Raw genomic sequence first — 16,614 nt, forward strand, 5'->3', positions numbered from 1 at the left:
TCCCGGGCAGGCTTCATCGACCGCACGTTCGAATACGGGTCGGCGGCCCCAACCGTGTCAAAATTCGCCGGGATTTGTCCAGGTGCCGAGCAGTGCCGCTCAGTGGGCGTGCTGTGAGTCGGCGAGCAGGACGGCCAGGATCGCCGCGGCGAGGAGCTGCAGAGTCGCCGTCCACCGGGCGCGGGACAGCAACGCGAGCCCGGCGAGCGCAAGTACGGCGAGGAGGAAGTGCTGCGTCATGGCGAGCTCCGCACGCTGCGCCGCATCGATCCGCGTCTGCTCGCCCTGCGCGGCCCACACCTCCATGCCGTAGCCGAACGCCAACCACAGGAACAGCACGGTCTCGCCGATGAACAGCCCGATGCCGGCGGCGATGTCCGAGCCGCGGGACGTCCGGCTCGACCAGGGCCGGCTGCGCGGGGAGGCGGGTGCGGAGGGCGCGTGGGACATGGGCCCACCCTGCCCGGCAGGTCGCCGGGTGCGCATGAGTACACCTACTCAGCCGGACACGGTTACGCGCGCTGCCACACCGTCACCGCGAGGTCGATGTGGTCGGCGTCCGGGACGCCGGTCACCTCGACGTAGGCGACCCGCATGTTCTCCGTGCCGACGCAGGCCCGGTCGCCCTTCTGCACGTCCAGTGTCTGCTGCCCGAGGGCGGTGTTGAGCAGTGCGGCGCACTGCGCTCGGGTGGGCGGGCCGGAGTTGTCCCAGCGGGCGAGGGCGTAGGCGCCGTAGAGCTCGGCGGGGCCCTTGACGGCCAGGTCGCCCACGGGCGCGCGGCCGGGCGGGACGTCGTCCAGGAACCAGCCCCGCACCCCGGCGGTGCCGTCCAGCACCAGGGTCCCCTGCCAGCGTGTTCGGCTCTCCACGGAGACGGAAGGGGTGGGGGTCCGGGACGGGGTGGGGGTGGGCGTCGGCGGGGGAGTGGGCGACGGCTCGGGCGGGTCCGTGTGCGGCGTGGTCGTCGTGGGGGCGGGGACCGCGGTGTCCGGGGTGGACGGCGTGTCGGAGTACGCCGGGGACGGGCCCGCGGCGGTGCTTCCGCCCGGCGGGCGGTTCAGCGCGACTACCAACGTCACCGTCGCCGTGATCAGGGCCGCCGTCAGCGTGCCGACGAGCCCGATCAGTGCCGCCCTCACCCCGGTGTCCTGGCTTCGGAACCAGCGGAGAAACCTCAGCATGACGTCCCTCTCGTCCCCGATGGACCGTCAACTGTACGGTCATGCCGGGTGGTTGACGATCAGGGCGCACGTGGACGAGGGCCTGGTGCTTGGATAGAGGTGCTATCCAAAAATTCCTTCCGCCGCTAACCTTTCGGGAGTGACGATCAACGGGGGCACCGGGGGCAACCGGGACGGGCTGGACCTGCGGGGCAGCGGCGCCGAGCCGCTGGAGGACGGGGATCCGCGGTCGATCGGTGGGATTCCGCTGGTCGGACGGCTCGGGGCCGGCGGTATGGGGCGCGTCTACCTCGGGGTGCACGAGCGGCGGTACGTCGCCGTCAAGCAACTGCTGCCCTCCGTGGTCGGCGAGGACAAGGACTTCCTGCGCCGCTTCGGGCACGAGCTGGACAACCTCTCCCGGCTGCCCGCAGGGGCCACCGCACCGCTGCTCGCCAGTGACCGCACGGCACGGCCGCCGTGGCTGGCCACCGCCTACGTTCCCGGGCTCACCCTGCGCGAGGCCGTCGAGCTGAACGAGGGCCCCCTGCCGGTCGACGCGCTGTGGCTGCTGCTCCGGGAGGCGGCCTCCGGGCTTGCGGACGTGCATGCGCTGGACATGGTCCACCGGGACCTCAAGCCGTCCAACGTCATGCTGACCCTCGACGGCTTCACCCTCATCGACTTCGGTGTCGCCCGCGCCGCCGACCAGAGCCAGCTCACCCGGACCGGCATGGTCGTGGGTACGCCCGCCTACATGTCTCCCGAACAGGCCTCGGGGACTGGGCAGTTGAGCGGTGCCGTGGACGTGTTCGCGCTCGGGTCGGTGCTGGCGTACGCGGCGTCCGGCCGGCCGCCCTTCGGCGACGAGTCCGGGCACGGCGTGCTGTACCGCATCGTCCACGAAGAGCCCGACCTGCAGCCCGTACGAGACCTCGATCCGCGGCTCGCTCAGGTCGTCGCCGCCTGTCTCGACAAGGACCCCGAGGGCCGGCCGACCGCCGCGGAACTCCTCGAACAGGCCGCGGAGCACGGGCCGTTCGCCGACCGGCCGTGGCCGGAGGCGGTCACCGAACTGCTTGCCGAGCGGGCCGCGTTCGCCGCTGACGAGGCCCGGATCGACGAGGTGCCCGAGCCCGCACCCACCCTTCCCGCGGCCGGGGCGGAACCGGCTCCCGGGCCCGAACCGCAGCCTGAACGCAAGCCCGAGGCCCGACCGGAGCCGCGCGGACGGCGTCGCACCCGCATTCTGTTCGGCGTCGTCCCCGTGGTGGTCGTGGTGACGGGTGCGACCCTCGCCATCCAGTACCTGCCGTACACGTCCTCACCCGACAACGAGGCACGGGCCACGCCGTCCGTCTCCGTCACGGCGTCCACCGACGGCACGCCGTCCGCGTCGGGCAGCCCGTCGAAGTCGGCGTCCCCGCACAAGTCCCCGACGGCCAAGGAGAGCAAGGGCAAGGGGGCGGGGGGATCCGAGGCCGGTGGCACGGGCAGCACGGGAACGGGCGAGCGGGGCGACTCGGGCGGCAGCGACAGCAGCGACTCCAACTCCGGCTCCGGATCCGGCGGTTCGGGCGGTTCCCGCGGCACGTCCGGCGGCTCCTCGACCACAGCCCCCGCATCCACCGGCTACTACGGGATCAAGAACGCCTCCGACGGCCAGTGCCTGGTCATGGCCGACTACGGTGGTCCGCTCCTCGGGGCGTGTTCGGACGGCCCGGCGTCCTCATGGGCCTACAAGAGCGCGTCGGGCAGCACGTTCCATGTGGTCAACGAGCACACCGGCCAGTGTCTGAGCGTGAGCGCCTACAACGTCGTGGCGGCCGACTGCGACCAGAGCACCCAGCAGACCTGGCGCACGGGCTCCGGCAGCACCCTGCAGAACATGTACAACAGCCGGTGCCTCGACGAGTCCTCCGGCTGGCCGGTCACCTCGACCTGTGTGTCCGGGACGACGTCGCAGCGCTGGACGAGGGTGTAGAGCGGGCGGACAGGTAAGCGGATCCCCGCCCCTCGGCGTATAGGGGGTGTGAAGGAGCTGGAGTTCGCGGAGTTCTACCGCAGCAGCCGGGACATGTGCCTGAGGGCCGTGCTCGCCGGCGTCGGCGAGCGGCAGCTGGCCGAGGATCTGGTCGCCGAGGCGTTCACCCGGGCGTGGGTCGCCTGGCCGAAGGTCGCCCGGCATCCCGCGCCCCGGGCCTGGGTCGTGCGTACGGCGCTCAACACCCGCATCTCGTGGTGGCGCCGGCGCCGACGCGAGGTCGCCCTGGCCGACGGGCACGACGTCGTCGTACCGCCGGTCACCGACCCCGGCCTGGACCCGGCGCTGCTCGCACTGCTGCGTCAACTGCCGCGCCGCCAGCGGGAGGTGATCGCCTTCCGGGTCTTCCTCGACCTCGACACCGAGGCCACGGCGAAGGCCCTGGGCATCGCACCGGGCACGGTCACCGCCCACCTCGCACGGGCCGTCGCGACCCTGCGCGGCCATCTCGTCATCGCCGAAGCCAAGGACACCCCGGAGGCCGGAACATGACCGCCGAACACGACACCGCCGTACTGGATCTGCTGCGGGCATCGCTCGCCGACGTCACCCTCGACACGCCCCTCGAACAGATCGTCGCCGACGGACGTGCCCGGCGGCGCAGGCGGCGCATCGCCCTCACCGCCGGTGCCACCGCCGTCGCGGCCGGACTCGCCCTGGGCGTGCCGACGTACGGCCACCCTTCGACGGCGCCGCCGGCCTCCGACGAGCTCGCGACCGGCACGGGTACCGTCCACGTCCGTACCGCCGCCTACACGATCGACAGTCTCAAGAGCGGGGCGCTGCGGGTGAGTTGGGACAAGCGGGCCTACTTCGACGACCACGCGGGGCTGGCGAAGGCCCTGCGGGAGGCCGGGTTCCCCGTGCTGATGAAGGTCGGCGAGTTCTGCAAGGGGCCCAGCGACGACCAGAAGCTGGACGAGCACGGGCAAGGCGCCGGTGTGGACCAGGTCATGAAGGGGCACCGCGTCGCGGACGACAAGGTCACCTTCGACTTCCTCCCGGACGCGATGCCGGCCGACACGGAGCTGTTCATCGGCTATCTGACGCAGAACCAGCTGTCGGTCACCGGCGGCCGTCCCGGCTCCGTGGAGCGGCTGGTTCCCACGGACCAACAGCTCATCTGCAGCACCGAGTTGCCCGACTTCGGCTGACGAGCCGAGGAGGAGGGGGAGGGGGCGCGGACGGGCCCCGGCCGGCTAGCTGTTCACCCGCAGCAGCAGCTTGCCCGTGCTCGTCCGCGTCCCCATCAGCCGGTGCGCCTCCGCCGCCTCCTCCAGTCCGAACTCGGCGGTGACCGGCAGGGACACGGTGCCGTCCACGGCCTTCGCGAAGGCGCGTTCGGCGAGGGAGCGCAGTTCGCCCGGCGCCGTCTTCGCCAGGGTCAGGATCGAGAAGCCGCCGACCGACACCCCCGACGGGTACAGCTCCGGCTGCCCCACGGTCCACGCCGGCGCCGAGCTCGCGTTGCCGAAGGAGACCAGGCGGCCGAAGACCGCGAGCGCGGCCAGGCTGCCGCGGAACGTCTCGCCGCCGACGGGATCGAGCGCGAGGTCCACGCCGCGGCCGCCGGTCGCCTCGAGCACCGCCTCGGTGAACTCGCCGACGAACACTCCGTCGTAGCCGTACTCCCGTGCGTACTCCGCCTTCGCCGCACTCGACACCACGCCGTACACCGCACCGGCGCCTGCCGCCTTCGCCAGCTGGCCGACCACGGTGCCCACGCCGCCCGCCGCGCCCTGCACCAGCACCGTCTCCCCGGGCTGCAGCCGCCCCACCGCGTGCACCAGGGCGTACGCCGTCGGCAGCACGGTCGGCAGGGTCGCCGCCGTACGCAGACCGACGCCGGCCGGGACCGGGAACACGGTCGCGGCGTTCGCGAGCACGACGTCCGCGTAGGCGCCGCCCTCCGTCAGCGCCGTCACCTCCTGGCCGACGGACAGGCCGGTGACGCCCTCGCCGACCGCGCGGATCCGCCCGGACGCCTCCAGCCCGGGCACGAACGGCAGCTTCGGCACCCGGTAGCCCTCGCCGCGCGCCTTGAGGTCCGCGAAGTTCACCCCTGTGTACGCCACGTCGAGGCTGACCTGACCGGGGCCCGGTTCGGGCACGTCGGCCTCCACGACCTTCAGTACCTCGGGACCGCCGTACTCCTGGAACTCGACCGCGCGCATGACACGACACCCCTCTTGAGTGTTCGATGGGAAGCGAACAGTCGCGAGTGTATGGTTTTCATCGAACAGTCGGCAAGCCAACACTCTGCAGGCGTCGAAGGAGTCCGCGTGGCGCAGCGCACCACCACCTCTCATCGGGCCGCCCCCGAGCACACCCACCCCGACGAGGTCTCCGTCCAGACGGCGCTGGCCGCGCTCGCCGATCCCGTACGGATCAGTCTGGTCAGGGAGCTGGCGGGGTCCGCCGAGTGGTCGCGCAGCTGCGGCAGCTTCGACGTGCCGGTCGGCAAGGCGGCCCTCAGCCATCACTTCGCCGTGCTGCGGGGCGCGGGACTGGTGGAGCAGCGGGACGAGGGACCCAAACGGGTCAACCGGCTGCGGAGGGCGGAGTTCGAGGCCCGCTTCCCGGGACTGCTGGACCTGGTCCTGCGCGACGACCCGGCCGCCTGAACGCCCGAGCCCCCTCCTGCGTCACAGTGCTGACGCCAACGGACGGAGGGGGACATGCGCAATCGCACCTGGGTCGCGTCGGCCGGAGCGACCGTCGCCCTGGTGGTGGCCACGGGCCTGTATGTGCAGGCGCTGGAGACCGGGCACACCGACGGCGGTCTGAGGGCGGATCCCGGCCGGGTCAGGTCGGCGCCCACGGACCGTACCTGCGTCGGCACCCGCCCCGTCGACAGCCTCCCCGACCGGGACGACGGCACCCCGCTGATGCGTGTCGTCGTACACATCGACGAGCTGGCTCAGAAGAAGTACTCCGACGTCTACACGGGCCTCTCGGTCGCCGAGGACGACTCGGCCGCCGACGTCTGGCGGATGCCCTCCGCCGCCCTCGACGACGAGGTCTGCGGATCCGCCGTCAAGGGCGTGACCGTGCGGCTGCACGACACCGACGTGAACGGAAAGACGCTCGCCGCGCTGTCCGACCGCATCGGCGACGACATGAAGCGCTGGGACGGCACCTTCCAGATGCGGGAAGTCGGCGTGGACGAGCACGGGTTCGTCCACGTCGGGGTCGACGACCCCGGCAAGGCCGAACCGATCCTCAAGAAGGCCTACGGGGAGCACAACGGCAGGTACATCAGGGTCGAGTACGCCGATCAGGCCGAACTGCTCGACGCCGGCTGATCCTTCCGCCGACGCCGCAGCCGCTCCAGATCCTCCGCCGCCTCCGGCACCCGGGCAGCCGAAGTCCCCATACGGTGCACGGCCGCGAGCCCGCACAGGTCACCGGACCGGCGGGCTCGCGACATTCACAAGTTCAACTCTTTTTAATTATGCGCCAGTTGGCGAAAACCGGACGGCTCCCGCTACTTCTGGCGCCTGCGCAGCACCGTGTACAGCCCCGCGCTCACCACGAACCCGATCAGCGGCGTGATGTCGCCGAACGACGGCCAGTGCTTCGGTACGTAGCCGACGTAGTCCTCCTGGTTGGAGAAGAGCGGGACGGACACCGCGACACCGATCAACAGGGCCGCCAGGCCGGGCCAGTTGGCGAAGGTGCGGTCGCCCAGGCGGGCCGACAGCTCCTCGTCCGTGGCCGTACGACCCTGGAGCCACCGCTCCACCAGGACCACGCCGAGCCAAGGGGCCACCCAGTACGCGATCACCAGCAGGAACGCCTCGTACGCCGACCCCGCGTCGTCGAGCGAGGCCCACGCCGCCGCCGTACCGGCGATCCCGGACACCACGACCAGCACGCTGCGGCTCAGATAGGTGGGGAGCTTCAGGCCGAAGGATGCGATGGAGATCGCGCCCGAGTAGATGTTGAGGGCGTTGGCGGAGATGGCGCCGAGGATGATGGCGAGGAGCACCAAGTCGCCCAGCCAACCGGGGAGATGACCGGTGAAGGCCGCCGTCGGGGTGGCGTTCTTCGGGGCCACGATGGTCGCCGAGGCCGCGCCGATGACCGCCACGATCGCGACGGACACGAACAGGCCGACGGCCGGGTAGACGACGGTCTTGAGCTTGTTCGCGGTGCGCGGCAGGTAGCGGGAGTAGTCCGTCGCGTACGGGTTCCAGCCGGCCGCGTAACCCCAGGCCGCGCTGAACGCGAGCAGGAACCCGCCGATGCCGCCGCCCGTGCCGCCTCCGCCGAGGTTCGCGTCCTTGAAGGTCCACACGCCCGCCAGCAGGAAGATCACCGCGAGGGCCGGGAAGGCGTACTTCTCGAAGGTGTGCACGAAGTTGTGGCCGATGAAGCCGATCACGATCTCGGCGACCACGACGAGCAACAGAGAGGGCAGCGGCCGTAGACCCGTCAGCGTGTTCAGGGCGAAGGCCGCGCTCACGCTGTTCACCGCGAACCAACCCACGCCCGCGATCAGGCCGTTGGCCGCGGACGGCAGGATGTTGCCGAAGTAGCCGAAGGAGAACCGGCCGATCACCATCTGCGGGACGCCGAAGCGCGGGCCGTCCAGGGAGAGGAAGCCCTGGGTGATCGCGCCGACCGCGGTGCCGAGCACGATGGCGGCGGTCGCCTCCCAGAAGCTCAGCCCGAAGAACAGGACCGAGATCACGCCGATGAAGACGGTCGCGAACTCGATGTTCGGAGAGGCCCAGGTCCACAGCAGCTGGAGCGGGGAGCCATGGCGTTCGGCGTCGGGGATGGGCTCGGAGCCCGCCGTCTCGACGGCGATGACCTTGTCACCGTATGCGGGGGCGAGGGTGCCGGAGGAGTCGGCGGGTGCAGTCGTCATGCGAGGTAAGTGTCCGGTTCCGGCCGGTCCGGGCACAGGGGCGCATTGTCCGCATCGGGAGCCTCGTCGGCGTACAACCTGTAGGCACCTGGGGTCATCGCCGGGACCGATGGGGGCATCGGCAGGACGCCCCACTGGCGCGTGGACCCGCACCACCGCCCGCTCGTAGCGTCCAGGACATGACCTCGCAGAGCAAGACCGCAGAGAGCAGGGGCGTCGCCCAGCTGACCATCGCCATGGTGCTGTCCGGCACCCTGGGGGTTTTCGTGGTCGAGTCGGGCGCCTCGCCGTTCAACGTCGTTTTCTTCCGGGTCGTCTTCGGCGCCCTGGCGCTGGGCGGCTATGTCATCGCCCGCGGCTGGCTCCGCGACCACGGCTTCACCCCGCGCACCCTCTCACTCGCCGTCCTCGGCGGCGTGTTCATCGTCTTCAACTGGGTCCTCCTCTTCCAGTCGTACGAGAACACGTCGATCTCGGTCGCCACCGTCGTCTACCACACCCAGCCGTTCTACGTGGTCCTGCTCGGCGCCCTCCTCTTCCGCGAGCGCCTCACGGCCGCCAAGGTCGGCTGGATCGCCCTGGCCTTCGCGGGCCTGATCCTGGTCTCGGGCGTGACCCCGGCCGACTTCACCAGCGGCGGCACCTACCTGACGGGCGTCGGCCAGGCCCTCCTCGCAGCTCTCCTCTACGGCCTGTCCACCCTGGTCACCAAGCGCATCACCGGCGTCCGCCCGCACCTCATCGCCCTGGTCCAGGTCCTGGTCGGCATCCCGCTCCTGCTCCCCTTCGCCGACTTCGGCGCGATGGCCGGCACCGGCTCGGACTGGGGCTGGCTGGTCGGCCTCGGCTTCATCCACACCGGCGTGATGTACGTCCTCATGTACGCCGCCTACGCCAAGCTCCCGACGTCGAAGATCGCCGTCCTGGCCTTCGTCTACCCGGCGGTCGCGATGGTCATGGACTGGGCGGTGTACGGCCACCACATCGGCCTCGTCCAGGCGCTGGGCGTGCCGCTGATCGTGCTGGCGAGCCTGAAGGTGACCCTGGCCGGGCAGTCGCCCCGGACGGTCATGACCCGGAAGCCGTCTGCTCCTGCACCAGCCGCACCGCAGCCTCGATGAACAGCGTCAGATGGCGTGGCAGCCGCTTCCCGGCCCGCCACGCCACCTGTGTGTACAGCTGGAACGGCGGCTGCCAGGCCAGCTCCGCGAGCGCGCCGGACGCCAGCTCGGCGCCCACCGCCATCCGCGGCAGCAGCGCGACACCGAGGCCGCCCGCCACGCCCCGCTTGGTCGCCTCGATCGTGCCGAACTCCATGAAGGGCGGCGCCTGTCCGGTGAGGTGGGCGAGCTCGGACTCGAAGAGGTCACGGTAGGGGCAGCCCGGTTCCGTGCCGACCAGCTGGACCTCCACCAGGTCCTCGGTCTTCATCCCGGGCGCACGGCCGGCCAGCGGGTGCCCGGGCGCGGCCACCAGAACCAGCGGTTCGGGGGTGAGCACCTTGCTCTCCAGCCCCGCGTGCTCGGTCTCGGGCTCCATCAGGAAGCCCACGTCGAAGGTCCCCTGGCGCAGCGCTTCCCGGGTCCCGTCACCGATGGTCGTGCGCAGTGAGAGTCGCACCTTCGGGTAGCGGTGGTGGAAGAGTTCGAGCAGCGGCGGCAGGCGGTACGAGGTCAGCGACTCCATCGTCCCGACCACCAGCGAACCGGCCGGCTCCTCGGCACCGACGACCGCGGCCCGCGCCTCCTCGGAGAGCTCGATGATCTGCCGGGCGTAGGGGAGCAGCCGCTCACCCGCCTCCGTGAGCCGGATACGGCTGCCGAGCCGGTCGAACAGCTCGACACCCAGCGACGACTCCAGCGCCCGTACCTGACTGGTCACACTGGACTGCGCGTACTTCAGCTCGGCCGCGGCCTGCGTGAAGCTGAGCACGGTCGCGACCTTCTCGAAGGTGACGAGCAGCCGCAGTTCCATCAGCTGTCGGTCTCTTCCCCGCGCTCCCGCCGCCGCAGCTCCTCCTCGCGGCGCCGCAGATCGGCCTCCCAGTCCTTGAGCAGCGCCTCGTCCTTCTTGTTCTCCTCTTTCAAGGACTTCAGGAACTCGGGATTGTCGTCGGGCGCGACGAACTCCGTACGGTGGTTGCGGTGCCACTCCGAGGGTGTGGAGCCGCCGGCCGGGGCGGTGCGCTGCTTGCCCGCGACCAGCCAGGCGACCGGGCCGACCAGCACCTCGCCGAACAGCAGGATGATGATGACCCAGACCACCTTGGGCAGCCCGCGCACCTGCTCCTCGGGGGTGTTCAGGCAGTCGATGAAGGCGTAGATCCACAGCGCCAGGACCAGCAGGAACGGCAGATACCTGAGCATGGTCGTGCGATCCCCCAGAATGCGGTGAGGGGCGCTGGACGGCCCCGGTGACGGGGTCAGGGTAGCGGGTGGCCGATACTTGGACGCATGGCTTACGACGATCTTCGCTCCCTGCTCAGGGCACTGGAACGCGAGGGTGACCTCAAGCGCATCAAGGCCGAGGTCGACCCGTATCTGGAGGTCGGGGAGATCGTCGACCGGGTGCAGAAGTCCGGCGGTCCGGCGCTGCTCTTCGAGAACGTGAAGGGCTCCGCCATGCCCCTTGCGATGAACGTCTTCGGGACCGACCGGCGGCTGCTCAAGGCGCTCGGCCTCAAGTCGTACGGCGAGATCTCCGACAAGATCGGCGGCCTGCTGCGGCCCGAGCTGCCGCACGGCTTCGTCGGCGTGCGCGAGGCCTTCGGGAAGCTCGGCGCGATGACGCACGTACCGCCGAAGAAGGTGAAGTCCGCGGGCGCGCCGGTGCAGGAAGTCGTGCTCACCGGCGACGACGTCGACCTCGACGCCCTGCCCGCGCTGTTCACCTGGCCTCAGGACGGCGGGTCCTTCTTCAACCTCGGGCTGACGCACACCAAGGACCCGGAGACCGGGATCCGCAACCTCGGCCTCTACCGCCTTCAGCGCCACGACAAGCGCACCATCGGCATGCACTGGCAGATCCACAAGGACAGCCGGAACCACTACCAGGTCGCGGCCCGGCGTGGGGAGCGGCTGCCGGTCGCGATCGCCTTCGGTTGCCCGCCGGCGGTGACGTACGCCTCCACCGCCCCCCTCCCCGGCGACATCGACGAGTACCTCTTCGCCGGGTTCATCGCGGGCAAGCGGATCGAGATGGTCGACTGCAGGACGGTCCCGCTGCAGGTCCCGGCCCAGGCGGAAGTGGTGATCGAGGGCTGGCTGGAGCCCGGCGAGATGCTCCCCGAGGGACCCTTCGGCGACCACACCGGGTTCTACACCCCGCAGGAGCCCTTCCCCGCCCTGAAGATCGACTGCGTGACGATGCGGAAGCGGCCACTGCTTCAGTCGATCGTCGTAGGCCGGCCTCCGACGGAGGACGGACCCCTGGGCCGTGCGACGGAGCGCTTCTTCCTCCCCCTCCTGAAGATCATCGTCCCGGACATCGTGGACTACCACCTGCCGGAGGCGGGCGGCTTCCACAACTGCGCGATCGTCTCGATCGACAAGAAGTACCCCAAGCACGCCCAGAAGGTGATGCACGCGATCTGGGGGGCACACATGATGTCCCTGACGAAGCTGATCGTGGTCGTCGACTCCGACTGTGACGTCCACGATCTGCACGAGGTCGCATGGCGAGCCCTCGGCAACACGGACTACGCCCGCGACCTCAGCGTCGTCGAGGGCCCGGTCGACCATCTCGACCACGCCTCCTACCAGCAGTTCTGGGGCGGCAAGGCGGGGATCGACGCGACGAAGAAGTGGCCCGAGGAGGGCTATACCAGGGACGGCGGCTGGCCCGACATGGTCCTGTCCGACCCCGAGACGGCGGCGAAGGTCGACCGCCGCTGGAAGGAGTACGGCCTGTGAGCAGTGCCTCCGCCGCGATCCCGCAGCCAGGACGCACCAAGGCGTTCCTCCGGCTGGTGATGATCGAGCACTCGGTCTTCGCCCTGCCCTTCGCCTACATCGCCGCGCTCGCCGCGATGTTCCAGTGGGACCGGAACATCCACTGGGGGCGGCTGCTCCTGGTGACCATCTGCATGGTGGGGCTGCGCACCTTCGCGATGGCGGTGAACCGGATCATCGACCGCGAGATCGACGCCAGGAATCCGCGGACGGCGCACCGCGAGCTGGTCACCGGTGCGATGTCGGTGAAGCACGCCTGGACCGGCGCCCTCGTCGCGGTCGTGGTCTTCCTGGGCTCGGCGGCGCTGCTCAACCCGCTGTGTCTGGCGCTGGCCCCCATCGCCGTGATCCCGATGGTGGTCTATCCGTACGGCAAGCGGTTCACGAACTTCCCGCAGGCCATCCTCGGCCTCGCCCAGGCCATGGGTCCGATCGGCGGCTGGCTCGCGATCACCGGCGAGTGGTCCTGGGACGCGGTGATCCTCGGCCTGGCCGTCGGCATCTGGATCGGCGGCTTCGACCTGATCTACGCCTGCCAGGACGTCGAGACCGACCGCGAGATCGGCGTCATGTCGGTCCCGGCCCGCTTCGGCATCCCGGCGGCGATCTGGGGCGCGAGGGTGTGCCACACGCTGACGATGGCACTGCTGGTCTGGTACGCGGTGGCGACCGAGGCGGGCGGGTTCTTCTGGGTGGGCCTGATGATCGTCGCGGGTGCGTTCGTGTACGAGCACTCGATTGTCCGGCCGCATGACCTGTCCCGCCTGAACAGGGCGTTCTTCAGCGTCAACGGGTTCATCGGGATCGCCCTGTTCGTGTGCGCACTGCTCGATCTGCTGGTGCGCGGGCTCACCGTATAAGCGCTGGGGCGGTGGGCGTCCGGCGGCGGAACCAGAACGCCGCCGCCACGCCTGATATCAGGCCGAACAGGTGCGCCTGCCAGCTGACCCCGGACTGCGTGGGCGCGAGGCCGAGCAGGATCGAGCCGCCCCACACCGCGCCGACCAGCAGGCCGACCAGGACGCCCAGCGGACGGCGCTCCACGAAGCCGCTGACCAGCAGGAAGCCGAAGAGGCCGAAGATCAGGCCGGAGGCGCCCGCGGTGTTGGTGTGCGCCGGGGCCACGAGCCACACACCCAGTCCGTCCGCCACGATGATCGCCAGGCACAGCGCGGCGAACCGGCGTATCCCGCCCAGCGCCGCGAGGAAGCCCATGACCAGCAGCGGCACGCTGTTGGCGGCCACATGTGCGAAGCCGAAGTGGATGAACGCGGCGGGCACGACATCGACGAGCTCGGAGGGCTCGCGCGGCGTGATGCCCAGCCCGTCCAGCGCGTGGCCGCTGACCACGTCGACCACTTCCAGCAGCCACAGCAGCGCGACCCAGCCCACCATCAGCTTGGCCGCGGCCTTCGCCCGGTCACCCGGCGACCACTCGAGCCCAGTACCTGACATGGCAACCCCCCGGACTGTTCACTCGTCCCTCAAGGAAACGGCCCGACCCCCTCGACCGGTTCCCACCCTGCGACGCCAGCTAGGCTCGGTGTCGTGAACCCAGTCAAGCCAGGAGAGACGCCGCGTACACCTTGGATCGTAGGGGTGTCCGGCGCTTCCGGCACGCCTTATGCCGCGTCGGTGCTGCGCGCACTCCTCGATGCGGGCGAGAGCGTCGACCTGGTCGTCAGCCGGGCCTCGCGGCTCACGCTGCTGGACGAGACGGGGATCTCGTTCCGGGACGCGCACTGGCAGGCGGACCTGCGGGAATGGCTGGGGCGGGGTGCCGACGGCAAGCCCGGGACCTTCGAGGCGGACATCAGCGGGGTGCGGTACTGGCCCGCCGGGGACCTGGCCGCGGGGCCGTCCTCGGGGTCGTACCCGAGCAGGGGCATGCTGATCGTGCCCGCCTCCACCGCCTGCGTCGCCGGTGTCGCCCTCGGGCTGTCCAAGGACCTGCTCCAGCGCGCGGCGAGCGTCACGCTCAAGGAACGCCGGCCCCTGGTCGTGACCGTACGGGAGACCCCCTTGAACGGTCAGACCCTGCGGCACCTCGTCGCGCTCGACGACGCGGGCGCGACCGTGGTGCCCGCCTCGCCCGCCTTCTACGCGGGCGCCACCCACATCCAGGACCTGGTGGACTTCGTCGCCGGGCGGGTGCTGGACGCGGCGGGCGTCGAGCACGGCCTGTACCGGCGCTGGAAGGGCGAACTGGGCGGCGAAAGCGCCGGCCGGTAGGGCAAGTGGCAAGTCGCAGTACCTCTCATCAACTCGGAATCTTCAGCGGAAGGCATCGAATCGCATGGACGCGGTGGACAGGCAGCTCATCCAGGCCCTGAGAGAGAACGGCCGGGCCTCCTACGCGGAGCTGGGACGCCTCGTCGGTCTGTCGGGACCCAGCGTCACCGACCGCATCAACCGGCTCGAGGCGGCCGGCGTCATCACCGGCTACCGCGCCACCGTCGACGCCGCCTCGCTCGGCCTCGGCGTCACCGCGCTGATCGGCATCTCGCTCTCGGACGCCGCCGACCACGAGGACGTGGCGGCGCGGATGAAGGACCTCGGCGAGATCGAGGACTGCTGGTTCATCGCGGGTGACGACTCGTACATGCTCAAGGTGCGGGCGAACGACGTGGACGGTCTGGAGAGGATCATCCGGCGGCTCAGCGGCACCAAGGGCGTCTCCCGCACCCGTACCACGATCGTGCTCTCCACGAAGTGGGAGAACCGGGTCGGGGAGCTGCCCGAAGAGGCGTAGACGTACGGTTGTCGAAGGTCGTGGCTGGTCGTCGAAGAAAGGTGTGGGCATGGACGTCGGGCTCAAGCGCGAGCTGGAGGAGAAGGTCAGGGCCGGTGAACGGCTGACCCGTGAGGACGGCATCGCGCTGTACGAGTCGGACGACCTGGCCTGGCTGGGCGGCCTGGCGCACGAGGTGCGGACGCGCAAGAACGGCGACGTGGTGCACTTCAACGTCAACCGGCACCTCAACATGACCAACGTGTGCACCGCCTCCTGCGCCTACTGCTCGTTCCAGCGCAAGCCGGGCGAGAAGGACGCGTACACGATGCGCATCGAGGAGGCGGTGAAGCTCGCCAAGGCGATGGAGAGCGACAACCTCACCGAGCTGCACATCGTCAACGGCCTGCACCCGAACCTGCCGTGGCGCTACTACCCGCGCTCGCTGCGGGAGCTGAAGGCCGCCCTGCCGAACGTCTCGCTGAAGGCCTTCACGGCCACGGAGATCCACCACTTCGAGACGATCAGCGGGCTGTCGGCCTCCGAGATCCTCGACGAGCTCATCGACGCGGGTCTGGAGTCGCTCACCGGTGGCGGCGCGGAGATCTTCGACTGGGAGGTCCGCCGGCACATCGTGGACCACCGCACCCACTGGGAGGACTGGTCCCGGATCCACCGCCTCGCGCACGAGAAGGGTCTCAAGACCCCGTGCACGATGCTCTACGGCCACATCGAGGAGCCCCGGCACCGCGTCGACCACGTGCTGCGGCTCCGTGAGCTGCAGGACGAGACCAGCGGCTTCCAGGTCTTCATCCCCCTGCGCTACCAGCACGACTTCGTGGACATGAAGGACGGCAAGATCCGCAACCGCCTTCAGGCGCGGACGCAGATGGCGACGGGCGCGGAGGCGTTGAAGACCTTCGCGGTGTCCCGTCTGCTCTTCGACAACGTCCCGCACGTCAAGGTCTTCTGGGTCATGCACGGCGTCCAGACCGCGCAGCTCGCGCTGCAGCACGGTGCCGACGACATGGACGGCTCGGTCGTCGAGTACAAGATCACCCACGACGCCGACAACTACGGCACCCCGAACAAGCTGACCCGCGAGGACCTGCTGGACCTCATCCGGGACGCCGGCTTCCGGCCGGTGGAGCGGAACACGCGCTACGAGATCATTCGCGAGTACGGTGGCCCGGACCCGGCCCGCCGGGAGTCGCCGCAGCCGATGCGGGTGTGACTTCGCAGCCGCCGGGGAGCGCGCCGCGGCTCGTCTCGGATCCCGAGGCGGCCGTGCGCGTGCTGTCGTAATAACTACAATGGCCGCGTGTCCCTTACCTTCACTCTCGACCCCGCCGTCACTCCCGCCCTGCGTGACGGCGTCCTCGACCTGTGGACGGACGTGTCCAACGCGGGCGGATCCGTCGGGTTCGTGCCGCCGGTGACTCGGGAGGCGATCCGCCCCGAGCTGGTGAAACACATGGCGGCCATGGCGGAGGGCCGCACCCGGCTGCTGGTCGGGCACGACGAGGACGGGCAGGTCGCGGCGACGGCCTTCCTCGCGTTCAACACGCACCGGCTGATGACGCACTGGCTGTGGCTGTACACGGTGATGGTGCATCCGCGGCACCAGGGCAAGGGCTACGGCCGTGACCTGCTGGCCGCCGCCGAGGAAGCCGCCCGCTCCATCGACGGCATGGAGGCGATACGGCTGACCTGCCGCGGCGGGAACGGCCTGGAGCGTTTCTACGGCTCCTGCGGCTACAAGGAGGTCGGCCGGGTGCCCGGCGCGATCCGCGTGGCCGCCGGCGACGACCGCGACGACGTGTTCATGCTCCTGCCGCTCGGGTAGCCGC

The 16,614-nt window shown here is 70.3% G+C and carries 19 protein-coding genes; 12 read left to right on the forward strand and 7 right to left on the reverse strand.

The genetic code is table 11. The features are described 5' to 3' along the window. Window positions 1–99 precede the first annotated feature (99 nt). Both ACFY1L_RS06620 and ACFY1L_RS06625 read right to left on the reverse strand, forming a co-directional pair. On the reverse strand, window positions 100–450 hold the full coding sequence (locus tag ACFY1L_RS06620) for a DUF6234 family protein (protein ID WP_388819218.1): 351 nt from the start codon (window positions 448–450) through the stop codon (window positions 100–102). Between the two features lie 62 nt (window positions 451–512). Next, window positions 513–1,184 carry a hypothetical protein gene (locus ACFY1L_RS06625; RefSeq protein ID WP_388819221.1) on the reverse strand — a complete coding sequence of 224 codons (672 nt, stop codon included), beginning with the start codon at window positions 1,182–1,184 and terminating at the stop codon, window positions 513–515. Window positions 1,185–1,323: 139 nt separating this feature from the next. Here ACFY1L_RS06625 and ACFY1L_RS06630 point away from each other — a divergent pair, with 139 nt between their 5' ends. Genes ACFY1L_RS06630 through ACFY1L_RS06640 form a run of 3 tightly spaced genes read left to right on the forward strand, consistent with a single transcriptional unit; the run spans window position 1,324 to window position 4,361 of the window. After that, on the forward strand, window positions 1,324–3,147 hold the full coding sequence (locus tag ACFY1L_RS06630; RefSeq protein ID WP_388819224.1) for a protein kinase: 1,824 nt from the start codon (window positions 1,324–1,326) through the stop codon (window positions 3,145–3,147). A 48-nt stretch (window positions 3,148–3,195) separates the two neighbouring features. After that, the gene (locus ACFY1L_RS06635) at window positions 3,196–3,699 is read left to right on the forward strand and encodes a sigma factor-like helix-turn-helix DNA-binding protein (RefSeq protein WP_388819226.1); all 504 of its coding nucleotides are present in this window, start codon (window positions 3,196–3,198) and stop codon (window positions 3,697–3,699) included. Further along, window positions 3,696–4,361 (forward strand): hypothetical protein, encoded by a 666-nt coding sequence (locus ACFY1L_RS06640; RefSeq protein ID WP_388819229.1) that lies wholly within the window; start codon window positions 3,696–3,698, stop codon window positions 4,359–4,361. The genes ACFY1L_RS06635 and ACFY1L_RS06640 overlap by 4 nt, the downstream gene beginning before the upstream one ends. Before the next feature lie 45 nt (window positions 4,362–4,406). Here ACFY1L_RS06640 and ACFY1L_RS06645 read toward each other — a convergent pair whose 3' ends face one another. Further along, entirely contained in the window at window positions 4,407–5,381 is a 975-nt protein-coding gene (locus ACFY1L_RS06645; RefSeq protein WP_388819232.1) for a zinc-binding alcohol dehydrogenase family protein, read from the reverse strand. A 108-nt stretch (window positions 5,382–5,489) separates the two neighbouring features. On the opposite strand from ACFY1L_RS06645, the gene ACFY1L_RS06650 reads away from it, so the two are divergent. Beyond that, window positions 5,490–5,831 carry an ArsR/SmtB family transcription factor gene (locus ACFY1L_RS06650; protein ID WP_388819235.1) on the forward strand — a complete coding sequence of 114 codons (342 nt, stop codon included), beginning with the start codon at window positions 5,490–5,492 and terminating at the stop codon, window positions 5,829–5,831. Window positions 5,832–5,885: 54 nt separating this feature from the next. Then, entirely contained in the window at window positions 5,886–6,512 is a 627-nt protein-coding gene (locus ACFY1L_RS06655) for a hypothetical protein (RefSeq protein WP_388819238.1), read from the forward strand. 182 nt (window positions 6,513–6,694) lie between these two features. Here ACFY1L_RS06655 and ACFY1L_RS06660 read toward each other — a convergent pair whose 3' ends face one another. Further along, on the reverse strand, window positions 6,695–8,083 hold the full coding sequence (locus ACFY1L_RS06660; protein WP_388819241.1) for a purine-cytosine permease family protein: 1,389 nt from the start codon (window positions 8,081–8,083) through the stop codon (window positions 6,695–6,697). 179 nt (window positions 8,084–8,262) lie between these two features. On the opposite strand from ACFY1L_RS06660, the gene ACFY1L_RS06665 reads away from it, so the two are divergent. Continuing rightward, on the forward strand, window positions 8,263–9,204 hold the full coding sequence (locus ACFY1L_RS06665; protein WP_388819244.1) for a DMT family transporter: 942 nt from the start codon (window positions 8,263–8,265) through the stop codon (window positions 9,202–9,204). Here ACFY1L_RS06665 and ACFY1L_RS06670 read toward each other — a convergent pair. Continuing rightward, a complete protein-coding gene (locus ACFY1L_RS06670) occupies window positions 9,152–10,057 on the reverse strand; it encodes a LysR family transcriptional regulator (protein ID WP_388819247.1) in 906 nt (301 codons plus the stop codon). The two genes, ACFY1L_RS06665 and ACFY1L_RS06670, sit on opposite strands and share 53 nt — an antisense overlap. Next, window positions 10,057–10,449 carry a PLD nuclease N-terminal domain-containing protein gene (locus ACFY1L_RS06675; protein WP_388819250.1) on the reverse strand — a complete coding sequence of 131 codons (393 nt, stop codon included), beginning with the start codon at window positions 10,447–10,449 and terminating at the stop codon, window positions 10,057–10,059. Before ACFY1L_RS06675 ends, ACFY1L_RS06670 begins: the two co-directional genes overlap by 1 nt. A gap of 87 nt (window positions 10,450–10,536) precedes the next feature. On the opposite strand from ACFY1L_RS06675, the gene ACFY1L_RS06680 reads away from it, so the two are divergent. Beyond that, the gene (locus ACFY1L_RS06680) at window positions 10,537–11,994 is read left to right on the forward strand and encodes a menaquinone biosynthesis decarboxylase (protein WP_388819253.1); all 1,458 of its coding nucleotides are present in this window, start codon (window positions 10,537–10,539) and stop codon (window positions 11,992–11,994) included. Continuing rightward, window positions 11,991–12,893, forward strand: coding sequence for a menaquinone biosynthesis prenyltransferase MqnP (gene mqnP / locus ACFY1L_RS06685; RefSeq protein WP_388819256.1), 903 nt, complete (start codon window positions 11,991–11,993; stop codon window positions 12,891–12,893). Before ACFY1L_RS06680 ends, mqnP begins: the two co-directional genes overlap by 4 nt. Here the strand turns inward: mqnP and ACFY1L_RS06690 are convergent. Then, complete coding sequence (locus ACFY1L_RS06690; protein ID WP_388819259.1) at window positions 12,883–13,488, reverse strand: rhomboid family intramembrane serine protease; 606 nt, start codon at window positions 13,486–13,488, stop codon at window positions 12,883–12,885. The genes mqnP and ACFY1L_RS06690 overlap by 11 nt on opposite strands. Before the next feature lie 93 nt (window positions 13,489–13,581). Between ACFY1L_RS06690 and ACFY1L_RS06695 the strand changes: the two genes are divergently transcribed. The 4 genes from ACFY1L_RS06695 to ACFY1L_RS06710 all read left to right on the forward strand — a co-directional run bounded on the left by ACFY1L_RS06695 (window position 13,582) and on the right by ACFY1L_RS06710 (window position 16,610). After that, entirely contained in the window at window positions 13,582–14,265 is a 684-nt protein-coding gene (locus tag ACFY1L_RS06695) for a UbiX family flavin prenyltransferase (RefSeq protein ID WP_388819261.1), read from the forward strand. A gap of 64 nt (window positions 14,266–14,329) precedes the next feature. After that, window positions 14,330–14,785, forward strand: coding sequence for an Lrp/AsnC family transcriptional regulator (locus tag ACFY1L_RS06700; RefSeq protein ID WP_361265538.1), 456 nt, complete (start codon window positions 14,330–14,332; stop codon window positions 14,783–14,785). 49 nt (window positions 14,786–14,834) lie between these two features. After that, complete coding sequence (mqnE, locus tag ACFY1L_RS06705) at window positions 14,835–15,998, forward strand: aminofutalosine synthase MqnE (protein WP_388819265.1); 1,164 nt, start codon at window positions 14,835–14,837, stop codon at window positions 15,996–15,998. A gap of 87 nt (window positions 15,999–16,085) precedes the next feature. Further along, entirely contained in the window at window positions 16,086–16,610 is a 525-nt protein-coding gene (locus ACFY1L_RS06710; RefSeq protein ID WP_388819268.1) for a GNAT family N-acetyltransferase, read from the forward strand. Window positions 16,611–16,614: the final 4 nt, after the last annotated feature.

It is taken from the genome of Streptomyces sp. NPDC001663 (assembly GCF_042893105.1).
Classification (GTDB): Bacteria; Actinomycetota; Actinomycetes; order Streptomycetales; family Streptomycetaceae; genus Streptomyces.

Excerpts from the sequence above, each read along its gene's own strand:
- ACFY1L_RS06680 (WP_388819253.1), top strand. The coding sequence starts at position 10,537 with ATGGCTTACGACGATCTTCGCTCCCTGCTCAGGGCACTGGAACGCGAG.
- ACFY1L_RS06670 (WP_388819247.1), bottom strand. The coding sequence starts at position 10,057 with ATGGAACTGCGGCTGCTCGTCACCTTCGAGAAGGTCGCGACCGTGCTC.
- ACFY1L_RS06625 (WP_388819221.1), bottom strand. The coding sequence starts at position 1,184 with ATGCTGAGGTTTCTCCGCTGGTTCCGAAGCCAGGACACCGGGGTGAGG.
- ACFY1L_RS06655 (WP_388819238.1), top strand. The coding sequence starts at position 5,886 with ATGCGCAATCGCACCTGGGTCGCGTCGGCCGGAGCGACCGTCGCCCTG.
- ACFY1L_RS06645 (WP_388819232.1), bottom strand. The coding sequence starts at position 5,381 with ATGCGCGCGGTCGAGTTCCAGGAGTACGGCGGTCCCGAGGTACTGAAG.
- ACFY1L_RS06660 (WP_388819241.1), bottom strand. The coding sequence starts at position 8,083 with ATGACGACTGCACCCGCCGACTCCTCCGGCACCCTCGCCCCCGCATAC.
- mqnE (WP_388819265.1), top strand. The coding sequence starts at position 14,835 with ATGGACGTCGGGCTCAAGCGCGAGCTGGAGGAGAAGGTCAGGGCCGGT.
- ACFY1L_RS06675 (WP_388819250.1), bottom strand. The coding sequence starts at position 10,449 with ATGCTCAGGTATCTGCCGTTCCTGCTGGTCCTGGCGCTGTGGATCTAC.
- ACFY1L_RS06640 (WP_388819229.1), top strand. The coding sequence starts at position 3,696 with ATGACCGCCGAACACGACACCGCCGTACTGGATCTGCTGCGGGCATCG.
- ACFY1L_RS06665 (WP_388819244.1), top strand. The coding sequence starts at position 8,263 with ATGACCTCGCAGAGCAAGACCGCAGAGAGCAGGGGCGTCGCCCAGCTG.
- ACFY1L_RS06700 (WP_361265538.1), top strand. The coding sequence starts at position 14,330 with ATGGACGCGGTGGACAGGCAGCTCATCCAGGCCCTGAGAGAGAACGGC.
- ACFY1L_RS06620 (WP_388819218.1), bottom strand. The coding sequence starts at position 450 with ATGTCCCACGCGCCCTCCGCACCCGCCTCCCCGCGCAGCCGGCCCTGG.
- ACFY1L_RS06690 (WP_388819259.1), bottom strand. The coding sequence starts at position 13,488 with ATGTCAGGTACTGGGCTCGAGTGGTCGCCGGGTGACCGGGCGAAGGCC.